Source organism: Arthrobacter sp. P1_C12_2 (genome assembly GCF_056406415.1).
Window position 1 is genome coordinate 52,326 of record NZ_JBFUAF010000013.1, and the last position, 15,791, is coordinate 68,116.

The following is a 15,791-nucleotide window of genomic DNA, read 5'->3' on the forward strand; positions in this document are numbered from 1 at the left end:
CAGGACGAGGCGACGAAGGCGGGTAATACTCAGCCGAATTCTTTGATGAAGTTCAGGGCGGTTTGGGCGACTTCCCGCCAGCCGTGATCGATGGTGAGAGAGTGGCCACGTTCGGGCAGTTCAGTGATTGCTGTGTGCGCCGAGTTTCTTTCTTGCCGCTTGTAGGACGCATTGGCGATGGCCCACGGTACTGTGTGGTCTTTCTCCCCGGAGATGATCAGCAGCGGCCCCCGATCCGGGTTCTTCGTGTCAACTTTGGCCTCGGTGAACGGGTTGAGGTTTGCCGTTGCAGCCTGGAAGAGTGGCACGCCTGAGGCCGGGACATGAAAATCGTCAAACAACTGGCGGGCTTCGTCCTCGTCCAGGGCGTTGGCCCAGCCGAAACGGAATTCGTCAAAGGTCAACGACACGGCACGCTTGGCGTTGGCGGGATTCGCGAGAACAGGAGCTGCCGACTTCAGGGCTGAGGCCGGCAGCGGCAGGACACCCCGAAACGGTGCGGGGTCGATCGCTACTGTGACCGCAGAGGCTCCAGTTCCGGCAATTCGCTGGGCAATGAGTCCGCCGAAGGAATGCCCTACGACGGCGGGCTTGACGGTCAGCCGGCCAATCGCGTCGAGGTAGTGGTCCGTGACTTGCTTGACCATCTTCTTGGCAAAGACGTCCGGGTCGCGTCTGGCCTCCTCGACGCTTTCGGGATCATCGGGCCACGTAGGGGCGAGCGTGGTGTAGCCGTTTTCCTCGAACAGGGCCCGCCACCGGTCCCAACTGCTGGACAGGAGCCACAGTCCGTGGACGAAGACGACGGGTTTGAGGCCGGAAGCGTTCGCCCGGTCCACTTGCTGTTGCTCAAGGTTGGTCATATCAGCCATGGCGCTCATCCGTTCGCGTGTGCATCGCGGACCGTTATGGGGGGACGCGGGGACGTGTTCCCGCAGGCACGAGTATGCCTGCGGTCCGGGCCGATGGCAATGACTTCGCTGGATACCGGCACGGGCTGCAGTCCGCGTGGCAACCGGGGTGCCCGTTGTTGGTTGGCAGGAGGGGATTCGTCGGCCACCGACCGGCCCACGGGACATGCGCCCCTCTGGCGCCCAAGAGTGGACATAGCCCCAATATGTCCATCCCCGGGTTGCGTCGTGGGGCATGTTCCGGCACCGCCTGCAGTCCGCCACGCGCGTCGAGCCCCAAAGCCCTGGCTTGGCAGGACCGGCCCTACAATGGTCTCGATGATGCCAGGACATATAACAGCTGCTGACGGAAAGAACGTGCTGAGCGTCAGCGCGGGCATCATCACATCCGTCTGGCAGCCCGGCTCGTTTGTTGATGTCCACGACGCCAGGGACGCCATGCGGGCCGTAGCGCAGGTCAGCGGCGGAACCCCGATGCCGATGCTCTCCGAAATGACGGACGTGGAGATCAGCGCGGCCGCCAGGTACGAGTTCGCGCAGACAACAGGGGTCCTGGCGATTGCCGTGCTTGGATCCAGCACGGTGGATCGTGTGATTGCCGCGGCCATGAGCCGGCACACCCGGTACCCCCACGAATTCTTCACCTCCCGTAACGATGCCATGGCCTGGCTGAACAACTTCACCTCCGACGGCGGCCAGCCCGGTGGATACACGGACGGCGTTTCCGCCCTGGCGTGACAGTTCCGGCCTGCCCCGGGCGGCTAGGCCTTCTCCACCGAACTAGCTGCCTCGGCCTCCTTGACCTGCCGGTTGGTCGCGGCCCAGCTGGCCAGCAGCCGCAGCGCATCCTCCGACGCGGAGCCGGGCTCGGCGTTGTAGACCAGCAGGGACAGTCCGGCGTCGGCGGAGACGTCCATTGCCTCGTACATCAGGTGGAGTTCCCCGACTACCGGGTGGTGGAAGTGCTTGAGCCCGGTGTAGTGCTGGCGCACGTTATGCGCGGCCCACAGGGTGCGGAATTCCTCGCTCCGGGTCGATAGTTCGCCGACCAGGTCGGTCAGCCCGCGGTCGTAGGGGTCCCGGCCGGCCTCGGTGCGCAGGATCGCGACGGTGTCGTTCGCTGCACGGTCCCAGTCCGGGTAGAAGCTGCGCGAGCGGGCGTCCAAGAAGATGAACCGGGCATGGTTGGCCGGGCGGCCCGGACCGCCATACATGTCCGAATACAGCGCATAACCCAGCGGGTTGGCCGCAAGGATGTCCATGCGTCCGTTCCGCACAAAGGCGGGCGCGTTGGTGATGGCGTTCAGTGTCAGCTGAACACTGCGTCGGACGGACTCCGTGGGACGGGGACGACGGCGGGTCCGGCTGCCCGGGGCCGCCGCCCGGGCCAGATCGAAAAGGTGGGCCCGTTCGGCGCCGTCGAGTTGCAGCGCCCTTGCCACAGCGTCCAGAACACCCTCCGAAACGCCGGACAGGTTTCCCCGCTCCAGCCGGGTGTAATACTCGACGCTGACGCCGGCCAGCATCGCGACTTCACCGCGGCGCAGACCGGGCACCCGGCGCTTGGCGCCGTAGACCGGCAGCCCGGACTGCTCGGGCGTGATCTTCGCCCGGCGCGAGGCAAGGAATTCGCGGATCGCGTCTCGATTATCCATGCCATCAACGTTAGGCCTTAGGGCTCCGTGAGGGAGGCCCTGCCAGTACCCCTATCAGCAGGGACTCCCTCAACTCTGCCCCGACGGGTTTGATGGATGGTGTTCCGTTGAACAACCCCCAACGATCAACAAGCAGGAGATTCATTGCTTACCGTCAACGCTTACGCATCACCTTCCGCGACCGAGCCGCTCGCCCTCACCACCATCGAGCGCCGCGACGTGGGCGCGCACGATGTCCTGATCGAGATCAAGTACGCCGGGATCTGCCACTCGGACATCCACACCGTCCGCGGCGACTGGGGCCCGCAGACCTACCCGCTGGTCCCCGGCCATGAAATTGCCGGCATTGTCACCGAGGTCGGCACGGCCGTGACCAAGCACGCCGTCGGCGACCGGGTCGGCGTCGGCTGCATGGTCAACTCCTGCGGCGAGTGCGTGAACTGCCAGGCCGGCGAGGAACAGTACTGCCTCAAGGGAATGACCGGCACCTACGGCGCCGTCGACCGTGACGGCACCATCACCCAGGGCGGCTACTCCACCCACGTGGTGGTGGCCGAGGATTTCGTGGTCACTATCCCCGAAGGCATCGAGCTCGACGTCGCCGCGCCGCTGCTGTGCGCCGGCATCACCACCTACTCGCCGCTGAACCACTGGGGCGCCGGCCCCGGCAAAAAGGTCGCGGTAGTGGGCCTGGGCGGCCTGGGCCATATGGCCGTCAAGATCGCCCACGCCATGGGCGCCGACGTCACCGTCCTGTCCCAGTCGCTGAAGAAGCAGGAAGACGGGCTTCGCCTGGGCGCGGACCACTACTACGCCACGAGCGATGAGAACACCTTCAGTGACCTCGCCGGCACCTTTGACCTGATCATTAACACGGTCAGTGCCAAGATCGACATCAGCGCCTACCTGCAGCTGCTGAGCCTCGACGGCGCCCTGGTCAACGTCGGCGCCCCCGCGGAACCGCTCCCGGTGAACGTGTTCTCCCTGATCATGGGCCGCCGTTCCTTCGCCGGTTCGGCCATCGGCGGCATCCGCGAAACCCAGGACATGCTCAACTTCTGCGCCGAGCACGGCCTGGGCGCCGAGATCGAGGTCATCCCGGCAGCGAAGATCAACGACGCCTACGAGCGCGTCCTGGCCTCCGACGTCCGCTACCGCTTCGTGATTGACACCGCGACCCTGAGCTAGGACGCAGAACCAGCAACTCTGACCCGGGGCGGGCGCGGCCTCCCGTCGCGCCCGCCAACCCACCCGAAGACAAACACCCTGTGAGGAAATGACAGTGGAAATCCAAGCCAAGAAGCCAAGCGTCAAGGGACCGGCACAGATGTTCACCGGTGACGTCTGGTTTGACGTCATCGCGGCCCCGCAGCCCGACCCGTCCCGCATGCGCGTCAACGCGGTGCACTTTGCCCCGTGCGCCCGCACGGCCTGGCACTCGCACGCCGTCGGGCAGACCCTGCACGTCACCGAAGGCGTCGGCCTGGTCCAGGCCCGCGGCGGCGAAATCACCGAGATCCGTCCCGGCGACACGATTTACACGCCGCCGGGCGAATGGCACTGGCACGGCGCCGCGCCGGACCATTTCATGACCCACCTTGCGATGTGGGAAGCCCCCGTCGAGGGCGCAGAGTCCGAGTGGGGTGACCTCGTGACCGACGAGGAATACAACGGCGCCAAGTAGCACAGTTGCGCTAAAACATCCGACACCGCCGGTGCGGGGCCAGCCCGGGGACTGGCCCCGCACTGGCAGGCCGCGCCGGCGGAGACTCGGGGGGATCCGGCCAGGCGCAGCCGGGCGCGCGTGAGCTATTGCCCCGGGGGCCGGTACGACGGTGTCTTCTTGGCAGCCTCGTCGAGATCTTCCGCTGACAGGAGCGGTTTGAGGTGCAGGTTCACGGCACCGGTGGAATTGATCATCAGCGACAGGGCGACGGCGTTGGCCTGGTCGGGGATATCGAAGACCCCGACGACGTCGGTCTCCCCGAAGGCGTAGTAGAAGCTTTCGAGTGAGCCGTCCACCGACTTGAGGGCTTCAACGACAGCATCACGGCGTTTGGTGCCGCCCTCACGCATGAGTCCTTTGATTCCGTCGCCAACGTAGTTCGCTTCGAACAGATATTTGCTCATCGTTTTTCCTATCCTGTGACGCCCAGGACATCGGCATCCGAACGTGCCCGCTCCCAACGATGGAAGGTCCGAGGCTGGCCCCAGAGTGGGGCTCTGCCCACATGCTAGGCCTTCCACTGCACCCGTACAACAACGGTTCATTTGCGGGCATGGCCGTGCTTCGGGCAGTCCGGCCCTACCGCCGGCCGGAGGACAGGAACATAATCGCCGTATCAACCCCGTACGGACAATGGAGGCGATCGACGTGTCTGTTTATACGCTCGGAATCTGGCTGGTGCATCCCGGCCGCGAAAACGATTTTGTGCAGGCCTGGCGGGATCTGGCCAGGAAGACGAAGGAAGATTTTCCCAACGCCAAAGGCGTGCTGATGCACGATCGCGACGTCAAAAACCGGTTCATCAGTACCGGCCCGTGGGAGTCCCTGGAACAGATTGAGCAGTGGCGGGACTCTGCCCTGTTCAAGCAGGCCCTGGAGGCAATGAAGGACATGCTGGAGCATTTCGAGGCGCGCACCCTGGACGAGGCCGCCAGCATCGGCTGGGACGCGACCGATATGTGAATTTCCCGCCGAACGCGCCGCCTGCGCGGGGCGTTCCCGGCGGCTATTCGGTCTGCAGCGCCTCAAGCACGGCAGCAAACAGGACATCGTTCCGGCCCCAGGCGGGATCGAAGATTTCCACGTACCAGGCGTCCGCCAGGACGAGGGCCAACGTCTCGTTGGTTTCGGCTGCCCAGTCCCGGAGCTGGTCTTCCGCAACCGGACCCTCGCTGTTTCCGAGTACGGTCGCGACGGCGTCGTCCTGCACGGTCACCGGGATAGAGGCGCTGCTCGCCTCACCGGGGGCATGGACGACCGTTACCAGACCGGTCCGTGTGGACAGCGCCAGGAGCGCCGACGCCGTCTCCGGGCCGCAGAAGGCCGTCACGTAGGCGCGCTGTGCGAGGCCGCCGGCCTGAACGCCCGGCTGCGATTCCTTGGTGAAGAGACCGTTGCGGTTGAGCCCGGCGAGCTGTGCGGCGATGGCCGCGGTCTCCTCGTCGAACCCGGGCGAGAAGACGCCCGGCTGGTATTGGCTGTTTCCCTCCAGCCAGCGGGCGGTCAGTTCGCCGGCGGCCGGGATGGTGGTGGCCTGCCGCCAGACTTCGCGGTCCGCGAGAAGCCGGCCGAAGCTGTCCCGTTCCGTCGTGAACCTTGTCTCTGACATTCAGGCCTCCTTCGCTGACGTCTGCGGTGACTGTGCCGCGGGGAGCGGGGTGGGCTGCGGGGCGTGGTGCTGCAGGAGGAGGGACAACCGTTCGCAGCTGACCCGCAGGGCCTCCAGTTCACGCCGGCTGTAGTCCTCGATGATCGCATTGATCCGTTCGGTGAGGTGCTCGTCGTCGACCTCGAACTCGTGGTTCAGCGTGACCACGGAGAGCCCGTCCGCCGGCCGGATCTCCCAGCCGCCGCCGAGCTCCCGGAGCGGGGGTTCGAGGTCCAGCTGATGGAACTCGGCGCGGTGGCTGGCGGTATCAAAGACGCGCCAGCAGTGGCTTGAACTGAGCGATCCGTTGGACACTACCGACGTGCGGAGCTCGTGCCCGGCGTCGTCGCCGCTGACGCGCTCCGAATACACCGTCAATCCGTCGAGGTACGGCCAGTGGGAGGCGTCCCGCAGCATGCTGAAGACAAGGTCCGCCGGGGCGTTGATGCCGAGCCGGTGCGTGGTCCGGTGTGTTCGCTGGTGCGTGCTCGCTGACAAGTTCACCCCTCCTGTGTCGTGCTGTCACCCTGCAGGTCTTCTATGCAGGCTAGGCCAGTTGCGGCCCGCGATGAACAATTCGGTCCCACCGCGTCATGCAGGGCAATCTTCGGTAACACAGGGTGCCCGCCGGCCGCGCCCGTGGACGCCGGATGAACGGGTATTACCGCCTGTATCCCTTGGTTTCACCCGGTTTCACGGCGCTTTGACCGGATTTCCCGTGCCCCGGATAGTTGCTGGCACCAGCACCACTTCAGTCCACTCTCAAGGGGAGAACATGTCCAGTCTTTCGTTCAAATCAGGCGCCGCCGTCGCATTGGCGGCCACTACTGTCCTGGGTCTCGCGGCCTGCTCCGATCCCGGCGCCGCAGCTGCCGGCGACACGTCGGCGGCGCCGTCGTCGTCCTCCGGTGTGAAGCAGTTCAACCTCTCGCCGCAGCAGGACCGCATCAGGGCCACGGTGGATGCCGCGGCCGCCGCGCTGGTCCCGGACGCCATCAAGAAGGACGGGAAACTGACCGTGGCGGTGAGCCCGTTCGCGGCGCCGCTGGCTGTCTACGCCACCGACAACAAGACCCCGGTGGGGAACGAGGTGGATATCGCCGTCGCACTGGCCGAGTCGCTGGGCCTGGAGGCGGACATTGTCCCGACCGCGTGGGCCGACTGGCCCCTCGGCGTCGATTCCGGCAAGTACGAGGCAGTGCTGTCCAACGTCACCGTCACGGAGGAGCGCAAGCTCAAATTCGACTTCGCCAGCTACCGCGAGGACAAGCTCGGCTTCTACGCCAAGGCGGACAGCAGCATCACCAAGGTCGAATCGGCACCGGACGTCGCCGGCAAGCGCGTGATCGTCGGCTCCGGCACCAACCAGGAGGCGATCCTGCTGCGCTGGGATGAGGAGAACAAGAAGAACGGCCTCAAGCCCGTGGAGTTCCAGTATTTCGACGAAAACTCCGCCTCCCAGCTCGCCGTCCAGTCCGGCCGGGCGGACCTCACGTTCGGCCCGAACGCCACGGCGGCCTACAAAGCGGCCACGGACGCCAAGACCAAGCTGGTGGGCCTGGTGGACGGCGGCTGGCCGCTGAAGGCCAGCATCGCCGTCACCACCAAGAAGGACAACGGGTTTGCCGCCGCGGCCCAGGCCGGACTGAACCACCTGATCCAGGACGGCAGCTACGCGAAGATCCTGGACCGCTGGGGGCTGTCCGCGGAAGCCGTGGCGAAGTCGGAGCTGAACCCGGCGGGCCTGCCGAAGAAGTAGCCGCCTTCAACCAACGCGGGGTCACCTCCCGCCCGTCCCGGAGGGGATGGGCGCGATGTGGCCCCGCGTTGGTTGTCTGGACGGTACCGAAAGCCAAAGAATCCCCGCCGGGAACATCTCCGGCGGGGATTCATTGTGTCTGCCTGAAGGCCCGGTCCTTAGGCCGTGACTGAGCTGGCCTCGATGCCGGCACCTGTGCGCACCGGCGTGGCCAGGCCGAGGTTCTCCCGCAAGGTGCTGCCCGCGTACTCCGTGGGGTACACGCCGCGCTCCTGCAGTTCCGGCACGAGGTGGTTGACGATGTCATCGAGGCCGGACGGGATGAGCCACGGCGAGATGTTGAAGCCGTCGACGGCGCCGGTCCGGGCATACTCGGCCAGCCGGTCCGCGACCTCGGTGTACGAGCCCGTGAAGGTGGAGTCACCCCTGCTGGTCTTGGCCGAGACGAATTGCCGGATGGACAGGCCCTTCTCCTTGGCCTCGGCCCGCCACTGGTCGGCCAATTGGCGGGCCTTGGCGCCATGGAAGCCGCTGCCGCGGGTTTCGGAGGTCTCTTCCACCACGGGGTCGATGTCCGGCAGCGGGCCGTCGGGATCGTAGGCCTGGAGCTCCCGGCCCCAGAACTGCTCGAGGTACGCGATGGCCTGCTGCCGCCCGATCTGCAGGCTGCGGACCCAGGCCTTCTTTTCGAGCGCCTCCCGCGGCGTGGCGGCGAGGATGAACTCGCTGGCGGGCATGATCTTCACGTCCTGGGCGCCCCGGCCGGCCCGGAGCGTGCGCTCCACGATGTCGCGGCGGAACTCCAGCGCGTCATCGAGCTGCGGGTGCGCGGAAAAGATGACGTCCGCCTGCCGGGCGGCGAAGTCCCGGCCCTCGGGCGAATCTCCGGCCTGGAACAGCACCGGCCGGTACTGGGCGCTGCGTGGCAGCCGCGGGGTGACGTCCACGGAGTAGTGCCGGCCGGTGTGGCGGACCCGCCGGACCGCGCCCTCCGCCGACCACCGGTCCGCGGAGGCCGAGCCCGCCACGGCGCCGTCGTCCCACGCGTCCCAGATGCGCTTGGCAGTTTCCACGAAGGCCTCGGCATGGGTGTACCGGTCCACGTGGTCCAGGTAGCCGCCGCGTCTGAAGTTGGCGCCGGTCCAGGCGTTGTCTGTCGTGACGATGTTCCAGGCCGCGCGGCCGCCGGAAAGCAGGTCCAGGGTGGAGAGCCGGTGCGCCAGGTCTGCGGGATCGTTGTACGTGGTGTTCTGGGTTGCGACCAGGCCGATCCTGGTGGTCACCGCGGCGAGGGCGGCCAGCGCGGTCTGCGCGTCGGGGCGGCCGGCGACGTCCAGCGCGTGCGGGCGGCCGAGATGCTCGCGCAGCCGCAGGCCTTCGCCGAGGAAGAACGCCGCGAACAGGCCGCGCTCGGCGGTTTGGGCGATGCGCCGGAATGATTCGAAATCGGTCTGGGAGCCGGACTCGGCCGCCTTCCAGACGGTTCCGGAGTTGACGCCCTGGAAGAACACACCCAGCTGGAGCTGACCTGACGGGGTGAATTCGGCGGCGGAGTGGTTGCTGTGGCTCATGGTGGACTCCTTAGTTTTCCGCGCCGGGGGCGCTGGGTGCGGTGGCGTAGCGGCTGGCGGGCCGCGCTAGCCCCAGCTGCTCGCGGAATGTGGCGTCCGGGGCGGTGGGGGCGAGCAGTCCGCGCCGGCGCAGTTCCGGCAGCACCAGCCGGGACAGTTCCTCAAGATCCGTGTCCAGCACGGCGGGGTGCAGGCGGACACCGTCGGCCCAGGCCAGCACTTCGGCGAGCAGTTCGGTCAGGTCAGCCGCTGTCCCGATGAACCGTGCCCGCGGGCTCTGCCACGGGGTGTGCCGGTTCAGCACGGCCAGTCGCTGTGCGGCGGCCTGGCCGCGGGAGTCCAGCACGACGTCGAGCTCGGCGATCAGCGCGGGCCCCTTCCCGCCGGCGGCGAGTCCTGCCCGTGTCGCCGCGAGTTCGGCGGCCAGGAGCTCGGGCGTCGGGGCCGAGACAAGGAGTGCGTCCGCTGCGCCGGCCGCGACGGCCTCCGGGGCGAGGAGCCCGGCCGGGACCAGCACAGGCAGCTGGCCCTGGGGCGGCCGCGGAATGATCGACGGACCCTTGACGGAATAGCTGCCGTTCTCGACGTCGACATAGTGCAGCTTGTCGACGTCGAAGTAGCGCCCGGTGGGGACGTCACGGATCACGGCGTCGTCCTCCCAGGAATCCCAGAGCCTGCGCCCGACCTCGATCGAATCGGCGGCCTCCTGGGAGAGCTGCTCCCCGCGCACGGTGTCGCGCCCGACGGCGGCGGCATCGGCCGCGCTGGTTGAGGCGGCCACCAGCCAGCCGGCCCGTCCGCCGGACACGTAGTCCAGGCTGGCGAGCTGGGTTGAGATGTGGAACGGCTCGGTGTAGACGGTGTCCACTTCCGGGATCAGGGCGAGGGAACGCGTCACAGGACCGGCGAACGCGGCGCGCTGCAGGGCGTTGAGCCGGGCAGCGGCGTCCGGGCCTGGGTGACCGGAAGCCGGCTGACCTGACGGGTCCGGCAGTGCAGGGCCCGGTAGGCCGGGGTCGGAAAACGTCGCCGCGTGGAATCCGGCGGACTCGGCGGCGAGCACAGCGCCGCGGAGGTGTTCCGGGTCCAGTACGGACGCGGGAGCTGTGCGGGAAACCCGCCACGCGGCCGGGTGGCTGCCGGCGCCGTCGAGCTCCAGCAGGAGCAGGCCGTGTCCCAGGGGCTCGTTTTTGGCGGGAGGGGTGCTCATCATGCGTCCTGTCGTTCGTAGGGGATCTGTTCGCCGGCTTCGATGGCCACCGGCAGCCGGTTCTCGGCCGGCGGCAGCGGGCACGTGGCGAGATCCGTGTAGGCGCACGGCAGGTTCACCGCGCGGTTGAAGTCGAGCCAGACCGTGCCGTGGGCGCCCGGAGCCGGCACAGTGAGTGAGCGGTTGGCCGCGTAGGTGGTCTTGCCCGACGTCGCGTCCGTGAAGAGCACCGACAGGGTGCCCGGGGCGTGGCCGTTGAACGCGGTGAGGCTCAGGTCCTTGCCGCGGAGCCGGAAGTGGATTTCCCCCGGGGCCTCGTAGACATGGTGGATTCCTTCGACCGCCGCGCCCACTGTGGTGGGCCGCGGTTCGGCGAACGGGACGAATATTCCTGAAATGGCATATTCGGGGGTGGGGGCGTAGGCGGGTGTCCTGCGGTAGCCGGTGAGCAGCGGGTTCAGGGGATGCCGCGGCCGCACGACATAGCGGCCGCCGCGTTTGGCGAGCTCGATCACGGTATGGCCGGCGCCGGCATCTTCCACCCGCAGATTCAGGCCGCCGCGCTCGGGAATCGGGCCGAGGAACACTGTGGCTCCGGTCCCGTCGGCGTTCAGTTCCTGTCCGTCGCGAAGGACGCGTTCGCCTGCCCCCAAAGCCAGGCGGACTGCGTCGTCCTCGACGCTCCACGTGCCCGGCGCGCCGTCCAGCCGGGCGGGCGAGGCCTCGAGCCAGTGCAGGTGCGTGACGGCGAGGAAGCCGTGGGGGTCGGCGCGGTGGCGTTCGTGCGCGGCATGCCAGTCCGCCCAGGCGGCCTGGAATTCATTGTCGGGACGGCGGTCGGGACTGCCGTCGGGACGGCTCCGGTGGTCCGGGGTGACGGCGGTCGGGGAGCTGCCGTCGGTGTCAGTGGGTGTAGACATGGGAGCTCCTGTGGTGGGTGTGGTCGGCTGTGACGCGGGCGGCGGCGTCAGGTTCGGTGGCGCCGCCTGTGTTGCCAGCGAGGCTGGCCTCCGGCCGGCCGGCGTACGGGTCGCCGTCGGCCCAGAGCGTGGTGGGCGCGGCGGCGCGGACGGCCGGAATGACTTCCAGGGCGAAGCGCTCCAGGATTTCCAGCTGCTGCGCGAAGGGCAGCGTGGTGGGCAGGGAGATGGACTGCAGGTCGTGGCCGTAGAGCGCGTGGTAGCCGAGGATCTTGTCGATCACCTGTTCCGGGCTGCCCACCAGGGCCGGGCCTTCGGCGACGGCGTGGTCGATGTCCCGGTAGGGCGAGTTGTTGCCGGGAACATTCCGCCCGGTCGTGAGGGCCTCGTAGACCGGGCCGAACTGCCGCTTGGCCTCCTGCGTGGTGTCCGCGATGAACACCCCGCCGGCGCCCGATCCGGAGCCCAGGTACTGGTGCCGGGGATCGTGGCCGTGGCGTTCATATTCCTGGCGGTAGTGGTCGATGAGCACCTTGTAGTTTTCGCGCGGCTGGATCGCGTTGGCCGTAAACAGCGGATCGCCCCACTGCGCCGCCAGCGCCGCCGAGGCCAGGCTCGTGGCGGACCCGTGCCAGACCCGCGGCGCGCCGGCGAACGGCCGCGGCGTGGTGGTGGTGGGCTCTGTCAGCGCGGCGCGGAACGTCCCGGACCAGGTGACGTTTTCCTCGGTCCAGAGCCGGCGGAGGAGGGCGTATTTCTCCGCGAGGAGCGCCCACTGGTCCGCCAGGTCCAGGCCGAACAAGGGGTACTGCAGCACCTCGTTGCCCTTGCCGATCACCAGTTCCAGCCGGCCGCGGCTGAGCTGGTCGATCGTGGCGTAGTCCTCCGCGACCCGCACCGGGTCCAGCACGGAGAGCACCGTCACGCCGCTCTGCAGCCGGATCCTGGTGGTCACGGCGGCGATGGCGGCGAGCACGGTGGTGGGGGAGGAGGAGATGAACTCACCCGCGTGGCGTTCGCCTACCGAGAAGCTGTCGTAGCCGAGCTCCTCCGCCCGGCGCGCGGTCTCCACCACCTGGTTGAGCCGGTCCGCGGTGGAGACGATCTCCCCGGTGACCGGGTTTTTCAAGTGCGGGATGATGTCGAGGACCTGGAACCTCATTTGCTGGTCCCGAAGTTGGCCTCGGTGACGGTCTTGGACTCGGGAAGGGCTTCCTCGGAAAGTCCCCAGCGGGCCAGGACCTTGGCGTAGGAGCCGTCCTCGATCGCGGCGTTCAGTGCGTCCGTGATGGCCGGGGCCAGGCCGTTGCCCTTCAGCGTGGTGGCCGCGACCAGGGTCTCGGACGGCCAGCCGGCGTTGACCTTGCCAACCACCTTGAGGTCCTCGCGGGTGTTTTCCCGGTACGTGACCGACGGGTAGGGCGCGAGGTTCAGGTCCGTGCGGCCGGAGGACAGGGCCAGGACGGTGTCCGCGTCCGAAGAGTAGTACTGCAGTACCGCCGGCGCCTTGCCCTTGGCCTCGAGCTCCTTGTTCCAGGCGATCAGGATCTTCTCCTGATTGGTGCCCGAGCCCACCGAGATCTTCAGGCCGGAGATGTCATCGGAGCCCTTGATGTTGTAGCTCGAGCTCTTCTTGGCCTCGAAGCCCATGTACGCGGCGCGGTAGCTGGAAAAGTCGAAGAGCTTCACCCGGGCGGCGTTGATGCCCACATTGGAAAACACGGCCTCGAAGTCGCCGGACTGGGTCTTCAGCGGCCAGTTCTCCCAGGATGTCACCTGGACATCCAGCGCCAGGCCCAGCTTGTCCGCGACCAGCTGGGCCAGGTCCACCTCGACGCCGATCGGGGTCTTGTCGTCCGTGGCGTGGAAGGACAGCGGAATCGCGCCCGCCGTCGTCGCCACGGTCAGCTTGCCGTCCTTGCCGATCAGCGCGGGGACCTCCGCGGCCAGGGCGGCGTCCTTCTCGGCCCTGATGCGCTGCTGGTCCGGGGAGGTGTTGTAGACGACGCCGTTGCGCGCCGCCGTCGTCGCCGGTTGCCCGCCGGACGCGGCGGAGGCGCCGGGATCTGCGCAGGCGCTCAGTGCCAGCGTGCCGGACAGGGCTCCGATGAGCACGACGGCGGGAAGCGCCGCACGCTTTCGCCGGGGACCAGTACTGGGGCGGGTGGTGCGGGGGGCGGAGCTCATTGCCATGGGGGTGTTCCTTAGATGTTGAAAGCGGGTTCGATCACTTTGGAGAAGAAGCTCCGGGTGCGTTCTTCGCGCGGGTTGGTGAAAATCTCCTGGGGTGTGCCTTGCTCGACGATCTGGCCCTGGTCCATGAACACGACAGTGTCGGCGACGTCGCGGGCGAAACCCATCTCATGCGTGACGATGATCAGCGTGGTGCCGGACTTGGCGAGCTCGCGGATGACGTCCAGGACCTCGTTGACCAGTTCCGGGTCCAGGGCCGAGGTGGGCTCGTCGAAGAGCACGATCTTGGGGTCCAGGGCAAGCGCCCGGGCGATCGCGACGCGCTGCTGCTGGCCGCCGGAGAGCTGGCGCGGGTAGGCGCCGGCGCGGTCCTTCAGGCCCACCCGGTCCAGCAGTTCCAGCCCGCGTTCGCGCGCCTCGGCCTTGGAGGACCGGGGTTTTCCGGCGCGCGGCGCGACGACGGGAGCCTCGGTGACGTTTTCCAGTGCGGTCAGGTGCGGGAAGAGGTTGAAGTTCTGGAACACCATGCCGATCTCGGTGCGCTGCTTCAGGATTTCCTTCTCGCGCAGCTCGTGGAGCCGGCGCCCGCGGACCTCGTAGCCCACCAGCGTGCCGTCGATCGCGATGAACCCGGCGTCGACCTTTTCCAGGTGGTTGATGGTGCGCAGGAGGGTGGATTTGCCGGACCCGGACGGCCCGACGATCACGGCGACGCCGCCGGGCTCGACCGTCAGCGTGATGCCCTTGAGGACTTCCGCGGCCCCGAAGGACTTGCGGACCTTGGTGATTTCGACGAGGCCGCGGGTGGCCTCGGCGTCCGTGGCTGCGGGCGCCGAGGGGGTTTTGGTGGCAATGATGCTCATCGGGTGCCTCTTTCCTGGGTAGTTTGCCCGGCTGATGGCGCATGGGTGGCGAGGAATTTGCGGGCCTTCTGCAGCGGGGTCAGGGGCAGCGTGCGGACGGCGCCCTTGGAGTAATGCCGCTCGATGTAGTACTGGAAGACGCTCAGGACCGACGTGATGACGACGTACCACAGGGTGGCCACGAGCAGCAGCGGCAGGACCTGCTGGGTCCGGTTGTAGATGACCTGGACGGTGTAGAACAGCTCGGAATAGGCCAGGACGTAGACAATCGAGGTGCCCTTGACCAGGCCGATCACCTCGTTGAAGGCGGTGGGCAGGATGGCCCGCATGGCCTGGGGCAGGACGATCCTGGTGGAACGCCGCCATGCCGGAATGCCCAGGGCGGTTGCGGCCTCGAGCTGGCCCTGGTCCACGGAGAGGATGCCGCCGCGGATGATCTCGGCGGAGTAGGCGGCCTGGTTCAGGGTCAGGCCGAGAACCGCCGCGGCGAACTGGCTGATCAGGGTGGTGGTCTGCGCCTCGAAGAAGCGCACGTCCGTGAAGGGGATGCCTAAGCTGATTTTCTCGTAGAGGTAGCCCAGGTTGTACCAGAGCAGCATCTGCACCAGCAGCGGCGTGGAGCGGAAAATCCAGGAGAAGGTCCAGGAGACGGAGACCAGCAGCGGGGACGCGGAGAGCCGCATCAGGGCCAGGATGAACCCCAGGATGAAGCCGAGCGCTCCGGAGATCGCCGTCAGCTTGAGGGTCTCCAGCAGGCCGTTCACAATCGACTGGGCGGTGAACCATTGCGCCACCACGCCCCATTCCCAGCGCGGGTTGGTGGCCAGGGACCAGGCAATGCCGGCCACGCCCAGGGCGACGACGGCGGTGCCCACCCAGCGCCACGGGTGGCGGGCCGGGACCAGCCGGTAGTCGGCGTAGTCAGTGGCGGCCTTGCGGCCCGCCGAACCGGCGCCGGCCGGTGTGGTGTCGGGTGCGCCGGTTCCGGGCGCCGGGCCTGCGGGACCGGCGGCCCCGGCCGGTGCGGTACCGGATTCGATGCCGGCGTACGCCGGCTCCGGGGCGGACTGTGCCACCGGGGTTGCTGTTGAACTCATGCGCCACCTCGCTTCTTCCAGTTGCTGTGGGGGTACGGTTGGCTGCCAATCTAGGGCCGCGCGAAAACGCCCGGCAAGGCGGCAAGTTGCATGCGTTCACGCGGGTTCGCACGGCGTCACACGACGATTTCTTGCCTCGATTTACGCCGCGTTACGCGGGGTGAACGGCCGTGACCGGCGCCTCGACCGGCCCCGTTTCGGCTGCCTAGCATGAGGGCTCCGCACCAGAGCCAGGAGA

General features: G+C 67.7%; 17 protein-coding genes. 5 read left to right on the forward strand and 12 right to left on the reverse strand.

Features of this window, described 5'->3' with window-relative positions:
* Positions 1-29 precede the first annotated feature (29 nt).
* The gene (locus tag AC1DZQ_RS14600) at positions 30-872 is read right to left on the reverse strand and encodes an alpha/beta hydrolase (protein ID WP_476964205.1); all 843 of its coding nucleotides are present in this window, start codon (positions 870-872) and stop codon (positions 30-32) included.
* Positions 873-1,229: 357 nt separating this feature from the next.
* Between AC1DZQ_RS14600 and AC1DZQ_RS14605 the strand changes: the two genes are divergently transcribed.
* A complete protein-coding gene (locus tag AC1DZQ_RS14605; RefSeq protein WP_476964206.1) occupies positions 1,230-1,649 on the forward strand; it encodes a DUF7793 family protein in 420 nt (139 codons plus the stop codon).
* A 23-nt stretch (positions 1,650-1,672) separates the two neighbouring features.
* On the opposite strand, the gene AC1DZQ_RS14610 is transcribed toward AC1DZQ_RS14605, so the two are convergent.
* Positions 1,673-2,566, reverse strand: coding sequence for a helix-turn-helix transcriptional regulator (locus AC1DZQ_RS14610; protein WP_476964207.1), 894 nt, complete (start codon positions 2,564-2,566; stop codon positions 1,673-1,675).
* Between the two features lie 144 nt (positions 2,567-2,710).
* Between AC1DZQ_RS14610 and AC1DZQ_RS14615 the strand changes: the two genes are divergently transcribed.
* Entirely contained in the window at positions 2,711-3,754 is a 1,044-nt protein-coding gene (locus tag AC1DZQ_RS14615; RefSeq protein ID WP_476964208.1) for an NAD(P)-dependent alcohol dehydrogenase, read from the forward strand.
* Between the two features lie 94 nt (positions 3,755-3,848).
* Positions 3,849-4,250 carry a (R)-mandelonitrile lyase gene (locus AC1DZQ_RS14620; protein ID WP_476964209.1) on the forward strand — a complete coding sequence of 134 codons (402 nt, stop codon included), beginning with the start codon at positions 3,849-3,851 and terminating at the stop codon, positions 4,248-4,250.
* 125 nt (positions 4,251-4,375) lie between these two features.
* Here the strand turns inward: AC1DZQ_RS14620 and AC1DZQ_RS14625 are convergent, their stop codons facing one another.
* Entirely contained in the window at positions 4,376-4,696 is a 321-nt protein-coding gene (locus AC1DZQ_RS14625) for a GYD domain-containing protein (RefSeq protein WP_476964210.1), read from the reverse strand.
* Positions 4,697-4,925: 229 nt separating this feature from the next.
* Between AC1DZQ_RS14625 and AC1DZQ_RS14630 the strand changes: the two genes are divergently transcribed.
* On the forward strand, positions 4,926-5,255 hold the full coding sequence (locus tag AC1DZQ_RS14630) for an antibiotic biosynthesis monooxygenase family protein (RefSeq protein WP_476964211.1): 330 nt from the start codon (positions 4,926-4,928) through the stop codon (positions 5,253-5,255).
* 43 nt (positions 5,256-5,298) lie between these two features.
* On the opposite strand, the gene AC1DZQ_RS14635 is transcribed toward AC1DZQ_RS14630, so the two are convergent.
* Together AC1DZQ_RS14635 and AC1DZQ_RS14640 are read right to left on the reverse strand one after the other, a co-directional pair.
* On the reverse strand, positions 5,299-5,901 hold the full coding sequence (locus tag AC1DZQ_RS14635; protein WP_476964212.1) for a DUF6919 domain-containing protein: 603 nt from the start codon (positions 5,899-5,901) through the stop codon (positions 5,299-5,301).
* The gene (locus tag AC1DZQ_RS14640) at positions 5,902-6,444 is read right to left on the reverse strand and encodes an SRPBCC family protein (RefSeq protein WP_476964213.1); all 543 of its coding nucleotides are present in this window, start codon (positions 6,442-6,444) and stop codon (positions 5,902-5,904) included.
* A gap of 271 nt (positions 6,445-6,715) precedes the next feature.
* On the opposite strand from AC1DZQ_RS14640, the gene AC1DZQ_RS14645 reads away from it, so the two are divergent.
* A complete protein-coding gene (locus AC1DZQ_RS14645) occupies positions 6,716-7,699 on the forward strand; it encodes an ABC transporter substrate-binding protein (protein WP_476964214.1) in 984 nt (327 codons plus the stop codon).
* Between the two features lie 158 nt (positions 7,700-7,857).
* Here AC1DZQ_RS14645 and AC1DZQ_RS14650 read toward each other — a convergent pair whose 3' ends face one another.
* The 7 genes from AC1DZQ_RS14650 to AC1DZQ_RS14680 are packed head-to-tail and all read right to left on the reverse strand — an operon-like array spanning position 7,858 to position 15,553.
* Positions 7,858-9,270, reverse strand: coding sequence for an NtaA/DmoA family FMN-dependent monooxygenase (locus AC1DZQ_RS14650; protein WP_476964215.1), 1,413 nt, complete (start codon positions 9,268-9,270; stop codon positions 7,858-7,860).
* Positions 9,271-9,280: 10 nt separating this feature from the next.
* Positions 9,281-10,480, reverse strand: a complete 1,200-nt coding sequence (locus AC1DZQ_RS14655; protein ID WP_476964216.1) for an LLM class flavin-dependent oxidoreductase — start codon at positions 10,478-10,480, stop codon at positions 9,281-9,283.
* Positions 10,480-11,400 (reverse strand): DUF1684 domain-containing protein, encoded by a 921-nt coding sequence (locus AC1DZQ_RS14660; protein ID WP_476964217.1) that lies wholly within the window; start codon positions 11,398-11,400, stop codon positions 10,480-10,482. The genes AC1DZQ_RS14655 and AC1DZQ_RS14660 overlap by 1 nt, the downstream gene beginning before the upstream one ends.
* Positions 11,384-12,562, reverse strand: coding sequence for an LLM class flavin-dependent oxidoreductase (locus AC1DZQ_RS14665; RefSeq protein WP_476964218.1), 1,179 nt, complete (start codon positions 12,560-12,562; stop codon positions 11,384-11,386). The genes AC1DZQ_RS14660 and AC1DZQ_RS14665 overlap by 17 nt, the downstream gene beginning before the upstream one ends.
* The gene (locus tag AC1DZQ_RS14670; RefSeq protein ID WP_476964219.1) at positions 12,559-13,593 is read right to left on the reverse strand and encodes an ABC transporter substrate-binding protein; all 1,035 of its coding nucleotides are present in this window, start codon (positions 13,591-13,593) and stop codon (positions 12,559-12,561) included. Before AC1DZQ_RS14670 ends, AC1DZQ_RS14665 begins: the two co-directional genes overlap by 4 nt.
* A gap of 11 nt (positions 13,594-13,604) precedes the next feature.
* Positions 13,605-14,456 carry an amino acid ABC transporter ATP-binding protein gene (locus tag AC1DZQ_RS14675; RefSeq protein ID WP_476964220.1) on the reverse strand — a complete coding sequence of 284 codons (852 nt, stop codon included), beginning with the start codon at positions 14,454-14,456 and terminating at the stop codon, positions 13,605-13,607.
* The gene (locus AC1DZQ_RS14680; protein ID WP_476964221.1) at positions 14,453-15,553 is read right to left on the reverse strand and encodes an amino acid ABC transporter permease; all 1,101 of its coding nucleotides are present in this window, start codon (positions 15,551-15,553) and stop codon (positions 14,453-14,455) included. The genes AC1DZQ_RS14675 and AC1DZQ_RS14680 overlap by 4 nt, the downstream gene beginning before the upstream one ends.
* Between the last annotated feature and the right edge of the window lie 238 nt (positions 15,554-15,791).

What these genes read in the sequence shown, in the direction of transcription:
- AC1DZQ_RS14625 (WP_476964210.1), bottom strand. Translation starts at nt 4,696, where the DNA reads ATGAGCAAATATCTGTTCGAAGCGAACTACGTTGGCGACGGAATCAAA.
- AC1DZQ_RS14610 (WP_476964207.1), bottom strand. Translation starts at nt 2,566, where the DNA reads ATGGATAATCGAGACGCGATCCGCGAATTCCTTGCCTCGCGCCGGGCG.
- AC1DZQ_RS14635 (WP_476964212.1), bottom strand. Translation starts at nt 5,901, where the DNA reads ATGTCAGAGACAAGGTTCACGACGGAACGGGACAGCTTCGGCCGGCTT.
- AC1DZQ_RS14650 (WP_476964215.1), bottom strand. Translation starts at nt 9,270, where the DNA reads ATGAGCCACAGCAACCACTCCGCCGCCGAATTCACCCCGTCAGGTCAG.
- AC1DZQ_RS14605 (WP_476964206.1), top strand. Translation starts at nt 1,230, where the DNA reads ATGATGCCAGGACATATAACAGCTGCTGACGGAAAGAACGTGCTGAGC.
- AC1DZQ_RS14600 (WP_476964205.1), bottom strand. Translation starts at nt 872, where the DNA reads ATGGCTGATATGACCAACCTTGAGCAACAGCAAGTGGACCGGGCGAAC.
- AC1DZQ_RS14670 (WP_476964219.1), bottom strand. Translation starts at nt 13,593, where the DNA reads ATGGCAATGAGCTCCGCCCCCCGCACCACCCGCCCCAGTACTGGTCCC.
- AC1DZQ_RS14645 (WP_476964214.1), top strand. Translation starts at nt 6,716, where the DNA reads ATGTCCAGTCTTTCGTTCAAATCAGGCGCCGCCGTCGCATTGGCGGCC.
- AC1DZQ_RS14630 (WP_476964211.1), top strand. Translation starts at nt 4,926, where the DNA reads ATGGAGGCGATCGACGTGTCTGTTTATACGCTCGGAATCTGGCTGGTG.
- AC1DZQ_RS14675 (WP_476964220.1), bottom strand. Translation starts at nt 14,456, where the DNA reads ATGAGCATCATTGCCACCAAAACCCCCTCGGCGCCCGCAGCCACGGAC.
- AC1DZQ_RS14665 (WP_476964218.1), bottom strand. Translation starts at nt 12,562, where the DNA reads ATGAGGTTCCAGGTCCTCGACATCATCCCGCACTTGAAAAACCCGGTC.
- AC1DZQ_RS14655 (WP_476964216.1), bottom strand. Translation starts at nt 10,480, where the DNA reads ATGAGCACCCCTCCCGCCAAAAACGAGCCCCTGGGACACGGCCTGCTC.
- AC1DZQ_RS14660 (WP_476964217.1), bottom strand. Translation starts at nt 11,400, where the DNA reads ATGTCTACACCCACTGACACCGACGGCAGCTCCCCGACCGCCGTCACC.
- AC1DZQ_RS14680 (WP_476964221.1), bottom strand. Translation starts at nt 15,553, where the DNA reads ATGAGTTCAACAGCAACCCCGGTGGCACAGTCCGCCCCGGAGCCGGCG.